This is a genomic window from Actinomadura sp. NPDC048032 (assembly GCF_040653175.1).
Taxonomy (GTDB): domain Bacteria; phylum Actinomycetota; class Actinomycetes; order Streptosporangiales; family Streptosporangiaceae; genus Spirillospora; species Spirillospora verrucosospora.
Genome location: NZ_JBEZJP010000425.1, coordinates 1 through 7,176, shown reverse-complemented (window position 1 = coordinate 7,176; position 7,176 = coordinate 1). Strand labels below are relative to the sequence as shown.

The following is a 7,176-nucleotide window of genomic DNA, read 5'->3' as shown; positions in this document are numbered from 1 at the left end:
CTCGTCGTGCGGGTCCGGCAGGCGGGGCTGTGGGAGATCCCCGTGGGCCGGGAGGCCGAGCGCCGCGCCGCGCGGGCCGCGACCCGCCGCAACCTCGGCGAGATCGCGCGCCAGCACGCCCGGCTGGACGAACTGGACCGCGCGGTCGCCGCCAGGCTGAACGTTCCGCTGCCGAACCAGCCGACACCGGACCAGCAGAGCTGGATGTCGGAGATCACCGGCAAGTCGGGGAACGACTACGACCGGACGGCCGTCGCCCGCCTGCGGATGGCGCACGGCCAGATCTACCCGGCGATCGCCGCCGTCCGCGGCAGCACCCGCAACACGCTCGTGCGGAACTTCTCCGAGCAGTGCGAGACGTTCGTCCGCACCCACATGCGGCTGCTGGAGGGCACCGGATTCGTCACCGGCGACATGCTGCCCGACCCGCCCGAGGCCACCGGCGCGCCCCCGCCCGGGGATCCCGGGCACTCGCACGGCCCGGCGCCGGCCGCGACCACGCTGGTGGGCGGAGGGTAGGCCGGGCCGGTCCGCGTCAGGCGGGCAGCTCGGCGACCAGCGCGTCCAGGGTGGCGCCGAGCGGGGCGTCCAACGTGACCAGGGCGTGCGGGTCGCCCCGGGTAGTGCCGCGGTTGACGATCGCCACCGGGACGCCGTGCCGCGCCGCGTGCCGGACGAACCGGTAGCCCGACAGCACGGTCAGCGACGACCCCAGCACCAGCAGCGCCCCCGCGCGCTCCGTCAGCGCGAAGCAGTCCCCGACGCGGGCCGGGGGCACGTTCTCGCCGAAGAAGATCACATCGGGCTTGAGCGCGCCGCCGCACCGCTCGCAGCTCACGATCCGGAACGCCTCGACGGCCTCGTCGCGCAGGACGGCGTCGCCGTCGGGGTTGATCGTCTCGGCGCGGGCCGTCCAGCCGGGGTTGGCCGCGCGCAGCCGCTCGTCGAGCCGCTCGCGCGCGGACCGCTCGCCGCAGGACAGGCACAGGACGCGGTCCAGCGCGCCGTGCAGCTCGATCACCTCGCGCGCGCCCGCGGCCTGCTGGAGCCCGTCGACGTTCTGGGTGATGATCCCGGCCAGCAGGCCGCGCCGCTGCAGCTCGGCGACCGCGCGGTGCCCGGAATTCGGGCGGGCCCGCGCGATGTGCCGCCAGCCGAGGTGGCTGCGCGCCCAGTAGCGGCGCCGCGCCGCCTCGGACCCGGTGAACGCCTGGTAGGTCATCGGCTCCGCGCGCCGCCGGCGGCCCGTCTCCCCGCGGTAGTCGGGGATGCCCGACTCGGTCGACAGCCCCGCGCCGCTCAGCACCACCACGTCGCCGTCCGAGACGAGGTCGGCCAGCATCGGCAGGCCGGTCTTCGTCCCGTTCTCCGCAAGCTCCGTCACCCTTCCATGGTGCACGACCGGGGCGGGTGCGGCGCGGGGCCCCGCCCCGCATCGCGGGCGGGCCGGCTGTGAGGGCCACTTAACGCGGGGGTGACAGCGAAGATCCGCGCGAGTAATACGGGCCGCCGAGGATCGGCCCCATGGGAGCCGACAGCAGACCGGACAAGCGCCTGGTCGTCGCCGGCCACGGGTCGGCCGCGCACCGCCTGGTGGAGGCGGTGCGCGAGCGCGACACCGCCGGCACGTGGACGATCACGGTGATCGGCGAGGAGCCCCGCACCGCCTACGACCGCGTGGCGCTCACGACGCATCTGGAGGGCGCCGACCTGGCCTACCCCGCGCACGACGGCGCGGTCACCGTGCGGACCGGGGAGCGGGTCACCGGGATCGACCGCGCGGCCCGGACGGTCGCCACCTCGGCGGGGAGCGCCGTCCCCTACGACGCGCTCGTCCTCGCCACGGGGTCCGCGCCGTTCGTCCCCCCGGTCCGGGGGCGGGACCTGCCGGGCGTCTTCGTCTACCGCACGATCGACGACCTGGACGCGATCCGCGCGTACGCGCGGGGCCGGGCCACCGGCGCCGTCGTCGGCGGCGGCCTGCTCGGCCTGGAGGCGGCCCGCGCGATCCAGGGACTCGGCCTGCGCAGCGGCGTCGTGGAGGTGGCGCCGTGGCTGATGCCGCGCCAGCTGGACGAGGGCGGCGGCGCGATGCTGCGCCGCCACATCGAGGCGCTCGGCATGGCCGTGCACGCGGGCACCCCCATGCGGGCCCTGGAGGCCGGGGAGGACGGCTCGGTCCGGCGCGTCGTCCTGGAGGACGGCACGGCGCTCGACGCAGAGGTCGTGGTGTTCTCCGCCGGGATCCGCCCGCGCGACGAGCTGGCCCGCGGCTGCGGGCTGCCGGTGGGGGAGCGCGGCGGGGTCGTGGTGGACTCCTCCTGCCGCACCGAGGACCCCGCCGTCTTCGCGATCGGCGAGTGCGCCCTGGTCGGCGGCACGGTGTACGGGCTGGTCGGGCCCTGCTTCTCGATGGCCGAGGTGGTCGCGGACCGGCTGCTGTCCCCCGCGAGCACGGCGGTGTTCGAGGGCGCGGACATGTCGACCAAGCTCAAGCTGATGGGCGTCGACGTCGCCAGCTTCGGCGACCCGTTCGCCGGTCCCGAGCGGGGCGCGCTCGGCGTCACCTACACCGACCCGGTCGCCGGGGTCTACAAGCGGCTCGTCGTCAGCGACGACGCGCGGACCCTGCTCGGCGGCGTCCTCGTCGGCGACGCCGAGGCCTACGGCACGCTCCGCGCCCACGTCGGCGGCGGCCTGCCGGGCGCGCCCGAGCAGATGCTGTTCGGCGGCACCGAGGCGGCGGGCGGCGAGCTGCCCGGCGCGACGGTCATCTGCTCCTGCAACAATGTCACCGCCGAGGGCATCCGCCGCACGGTCGCCGAGTGCTCCCTGACCGACGTCGCGGGCGTGAAGGACCGCACCAGGGCCGGGACGAGCTGCGGAAGCTGCGTCCCGCTGGTGAAGCGGATCCTGGACGCCGAGCTGACCGCCGCGGGGATCGAGGTCAGCAAGGCGATCTGCGAGCACTTCGACTACAGCCGCGCCGAGCTGTTCGACATCGTCCGGGCCGGGCGGGTCGGGAGCTTCACCCAGCTCGTGCAGGAGCACGGGACGGGCCGCGGCTGCGACATCTGCAAGCCCGCCGTCGCCTCCATCCTCGCCAGCCTGGGCAACGGCCACATCCTCGAAGGCGAGCAGGCGGCGCTGCAGGACACCAACGACCACTTCCTGGCCAACCTGCAGAAGAACGGCACGTACTCGGTGGTCCCGCGGGTCCCCGGCGGCGAGATCACCCCCGAGAGGCTCATCGTGATCGGGGAGGTGGCGCGCGACTTCGGGCTCTACACCAAGATCACCGGCGGTCAGCGGATCGACCTGTTCGGCGCCCGTGTCGAGCAGCTGCCCGAGATCTGGCGGCGGCTCGTCGAGGCCGGGTTCGAGTCCGGCCACGCCTACGGCAAGGCGCTGCGCACGGTGAAGTCGTGCGTGGGCTCCACCTGGTGCCGCTACGGCGTCCAGGACTCGGCCGCGATGGCGATCCGGCTGGAGCTGCGCTACCGGGGGCTGCGCGCCCCGCACAAGCTGAAGTCGGCCGTGTCCGGCTGCGCCCGCGAGTGCGCTGAGGCGCAGAGCAAGGACTTCGGCGTCATCGCCACCGAGAACGGCTGGAACCTCTACCTCGCCGGGAACGGCGGCATGCGGCCCCGGCACGCCGACCTGTTCGCCACCGACCTCGCCGGCGAGGAGCTGATCACTTACATCGACCGCTTCCTGATGTTCTACATCCGCACCGCCGACCGGCTCCAGCGCACCGCGAGCTGGCTGGAGTCCCTCGACGGCGGCCTGGACTACCTGCGCGAGGTGATCGTGGACGACCGGCTCGGCATCTGCGCCGACCTCGACGCGGCCATGGCCCGCCACGTCGCCTCCTACTCCGACGAGTGGCGCGACACCCTGGAGGACCCCGAGCGGCTCCGCCGGTTCGTGTCGTTCGTCAACGCGCCGCAGACCCCCGACCCGAGCATCGCCTTCGAGGTCGAGCGCGACCAGATCAAGCCGCTCCCCCTGGAGGTGAAGCGGTGAGCGCCGCGGACCCGGCGGGCGTGGTCGTCGTCGGCAACGGCATGGCCGGCTCCCGGTTCGTGGACGAGCTGCGGTCCCGGGACGCCGCGACGCCGGTGACGGTGTTCGGCGCTGAGGCGCAGCGCCCCTACAACCGGATCCTGTTGTCGAATGTCCTCGCCGGGAAGACGCGTCCCGACCACATCAGCCTGGTCGACGCCGCCTGGTACGCCTCGCACGGCGTGGACGCCCGCCTCGGCGTCGAGGTCACCCGCATCGACCGCGAGGCCAGGACCGTGCACGCATCGGACGGGACGGTCACCCCCTACGGCACGCTCGTCCTCGCGACCGGCAGCACCGCGTTCGTCCCGCCGATGCCGGGTCTGGAGGACGGCCTTCCGGGTGGCGCGCAGGTGTTCCGCACGCTGGAGGACTGCCGCCGCATCTCCGCCCTGGCCGAGTCGGCGCGCCGCGCGGTGGTCGTCGGCGGCGGGCTGCTGGGCATCGAGGCGGCGCGCGGGCTCACCGGCCTCGGCCTGGAGGTGACGGTCCTGCACCTGGCCGGGCACCTCATGGAGCGCCAGCTCGACCCCGCCGCCGGGAAGGTCCTGGCCCGTACCCTGGAGGCCCTCGGCATCGGCACCCGGCTGCAGGCCGCGGTCACGGGGCTGCGTACCGCGGGCGGCGCGGTGAGCGGCGTCGAGCTGGCCCTGCCCGGCGGCGGGACCGAGGTCGTCGACGCCGACCTGGTCGTCCTGTCCTGCGGAGTCCGGCCCGAGGTGGGCCTGGCCCGGGATGCGGGCCTGGCCGTCGGCCGGGCCGTGATCGTCGACGACGAGCTGCGGTCGGTCACCGACCCGTCCGTCCGCGCCATCGGCGAGTGCTCCGAGCACCGCGACGAGGTGTACGGGCTGGTGGCGCCCGCGTGGGAGCAGGCGGCCGTGCTCGCGGGGCTGCTCGCCGGCACCGACCCCGCGGCGCGGTTCACCGGCGCCCGCCAGATCACCCGGCTCAAGGCCGCCGGGATCGAGCTGGCGTCGATGGGGGAGACGCACTTCGGCGACGACGACGAGGACGTGGAGGTCGTCCGGTTCACCGACGCGGCGCGCGGCACCTACAAGAAGGCCGTGATCCGGGACGGGCGGCTGATCGGCGCGATCCTGCTCGGCGAGACCTCCACCGCGGGGACGCTCACCCAGCTCTACGACCGGGCCTCGCCGCTGCCCGCCGAGCGCCTCGGCCTGCTGTTCCCCGGCGTCGGCGCGGCGCCCGAGGCCGAGTCGCCGGTGCGGATGCCGGACGCGGCGACCGTCTGCCAGTGCAACAACGTCAGCAAGGGCCAGATCCGCGCCTGCTGGCAGCGCGGCGCCCGCACGGCCGAGGACGTCGCCGGCGCCACCCGGGCGAGCACCGGTTGCGGAAGCTGCCGCTCCGCCGTGGAGGGCATCGTCGCCTGGCTGGAGGAGCAGGACACCGCGGACGTCGCCTGAGCGGCCGGCGGGTAGGCTCCGCCGCATGCTCGACGGACGCCCGCTGATCGACGCGCACGTGCACGCCGCCCGGCTGCCCACGCTCCGCCCGGCCTGGCGGCGCTGGGCGGAGGAGTTCGGCTCGTCCCACCCCTGGCAGGACCTCTACGACGAGGACGGCACGCTCGTGCCCGAGCGGGTGGACGCCTACTTCGAGGGCGAGGGCGTCGACGTCGCCCTGCTGCTGTGCGAGTACAGCCCGCGGACCACCGGCACGCAGCCCATCGAGGACCTGCGGCCCCTGCTGGAGCACAACCCGCGGCGCTTCAGGCCGATCGCCAACGTCAACCCCCACCTGCACTACCCGATCGGCGCCGAGGTCGAGCGGCAGCTCGGGTTCGGCGCCGTCGCCCTGAAGCTGCACCCGGTGCACGGCGGGTTCAGCGTCGCCGACCCCGAGCTCCACCCCGCCTACGAGGTGTGCCGCGACGCCGGCGTCCCGGTCGTCGTCCACTGCGGGACCAGCTCGTTCCCCGGCTCGGTCAACCGGTACGCCGATCCCACCGCGGTCGACGACGTGCTGCGGCTGTTCCCCGGCCTGACGTTCGTCCTCGCCCACGGCGGGCGCGGCTGGTGGTACGACGCCGCCGCGTTCCTCGCGCTGTCCCGCGAGGAGGTGTGGATCGAGCTGTCCGGGCTGCCGCCCCGCCGGCTCCCCGAGTACTACGCCCGGCACGACCTGCGGCGCCTGGCCCGCAGGTTCGTCTTCGGCACCGACTGGCCCGGCGTGCCCGGAATCGCCCGCAACGCCCGCGCCGTCGCCGCCCTAGGCCTCGACGAGGAGACTCTCGCGCTCGTCCTCGCCGGCAACGCCCTGCAGGTCTACAAGGGCCTGACCGTCCCGCCGCCCGCCCGAGAGGACTCTCGCATGCCCGACGCGGACCCCTTCACCGACGACGTCGTCACGCAGATCGCCCGGCACATGAACGAGGACCACGCCGCCGACTGCCTGACGATCTGCCGCGCGCTCGGCGGGCGCCCCGGCGCGACCGCGGCGCGGATGACCGGACTGGACGCGGAGGGCATCGAGTTCGCCGTCGCCGACGGGGGCGTCGAGCACCCGGTCCGGATCCCGTTCGGCGAGCGGCTCACGGAACGTTCTCAGGTGCGCCGCGAGGTCGTCCGCATGACCGAGCGCGCCCGCGCCGCGCTCGCCGGCGGGCGGGACGCTCCCGACGAACCGTAGGCGGCGCACGCCGCGTGACCGGCCGCTGACCGGCAGGAACGCTCGTTCCGTCGCAAATTCGGATATCGGCCGACCGGAAAGGGGGCGCGGTTTCGGCGGCGGGCTGGAGGAGATCCGGTAGGCAGCCGAGGGGCCCGCGGTGGGCCCCCGACCCCCACGGAGGCCGACATGCTCGCGATCGTCGCCGCGATCGTCTTCGCACTTGCCCTGCTGTTCGACCTGGCCGACATCTCCTCGGACGCCATCAACAACAGCACCCTGACCGTCCTCGGCCTGCTGCTGATCGCCCTGCACCTCGGGGGCGTCGGCACCGGCACCTCCGCGAGCTGGCGGCCGCGGCGCCGCGGCCGCCGGTGACCGGCCGCCCCGGCCGCCGGACCCGGCGGGCGGGGCTCACGACGCACGAGAGAAGCGGACCCGGCAGGGTGCGCCGACACGGGACCGACCGACGTGGAC

At 74.9% G+C, this 7,176-nt stretch carries 6 protein-coding genes; 5 read left to right on the top strand and 1 reads right to left on the bottom strand.

Annotation, left to right across the window (positions count from 1 at the left end):
* A partial coding sequence (locus AB0C69_RS35140; protein ID WP_360359544.1) for a DUF4142 domain-containing protein occupies nucleotides 1-519 on the top strand: 519 nt, incomplete at its 5' end.
* Nucleotides 520-535: 16 nt separating this feature from the next.
* Here AB0C69_RS35140 and AB0C69_RS35135 read toward each other — a convergent pair.
* Nucleotides 536-1,384, bottom strand: coding sequence for an NAD-dependent protein deacetylase (locus AB0C69_RS35135; protein ID WP_360359541.1), 849 nt, complete (start codon nucleotides 1,382-1,384; stop codon nucleotides 536-538).
* Between the two features lie 140 nt (nucleotides 1,385-1,524).
* Here AB0C69_RS35135 and nirB point away from each other — a divergent pair, with 140 nt between their 5' ends.
* The 4 genes from nirB to AB0C69_RS35115 all read left to right on the top strand — a co-directional run bounded on the left by nirB (nucleotide 1,525) and on the right by AB0C69_RS35115 (nucleotide 7,077).
* Nucleotides 1,525-4,026 carry a nitrite reductase large subunit NirB gene (gene nirB / locus AB0C69_RS35130; RefSeq protein ID WP_360359538.1) on the top strand — a complete coding sequence of 834 codons (2,502 nt, stop codon included), beginning with the start codon at nucleotides 1,525-1,527 and terminating at the stop codon, nucleotides 4,024-4,026.
* On the top strand, nucleotides 4,023-5,495 hold the full coding sequence (locus AB0C69_RS35125) for an FAD-dependent oxidoreductase (RefSeq protein ID WP_360359535.1): 1,473 nt from the start codon (nucleotides 4,023-4,025) through the stop codon (nucleotides 5,493-5,495). Before nirB ends, AB0C69_RS35125 begins: the two co-directional genes overlap by 4 nt.
* A gap of 25 nt (nucleotides 5,496-5,520) precedes the next feature.
* Nucleotides 5,521-6,720 (top strand): amidohydrolase family protein, encoded by a 1,200-nt coding sequence (locus AB0C69_RS35120; RefSeq protein ID WP_360359533.1) that lies wholly within the window; start codon nucleotides 5,521-5,523, stop codon nucleotides 6,718-6,720.
* Nucleotides 6,721-6,888: 168 nt separating this feature from the next.
* Nucleotides 6,889-7,077, top strand: a complete 189-nt coding sequence (locus AB0C69_RS35115; protein ID WP_360359530.1) for a hypothetical protein — start codon at nucleotides 6,889-6,891, stop codon at nucleotides 7,075-7,077.
* The last annotated feature ends 99 nt before the right edge of the window (nucleotides 7,078-7,176 follow it).

Excerpts from the sequence above, each read along its gene's own strand:
- AB0C69_RS35120 (WP_360359533.1), top strand. The coding sequence starts at position 5,521 with ATGCTCGACGGACGCCCGCTGATCGACGCGCACGTGCACGCCGCCCGG.
- AB0C69_RS35115 (WP_360359530.1), top strand. The coding sequence starts at position 6,889 with ATGCTCGCGATCGTCGCCGCGATCGTCTTCGCACTTGCCCTGCTGTTC.
- nirB (WP_360359538.1), top strand. The coding sequence starts at position 1,525 with ATGGGAGCCGACAGCAGACCGGACAAGCGCCTGGTCGTCGCCGGCCAC.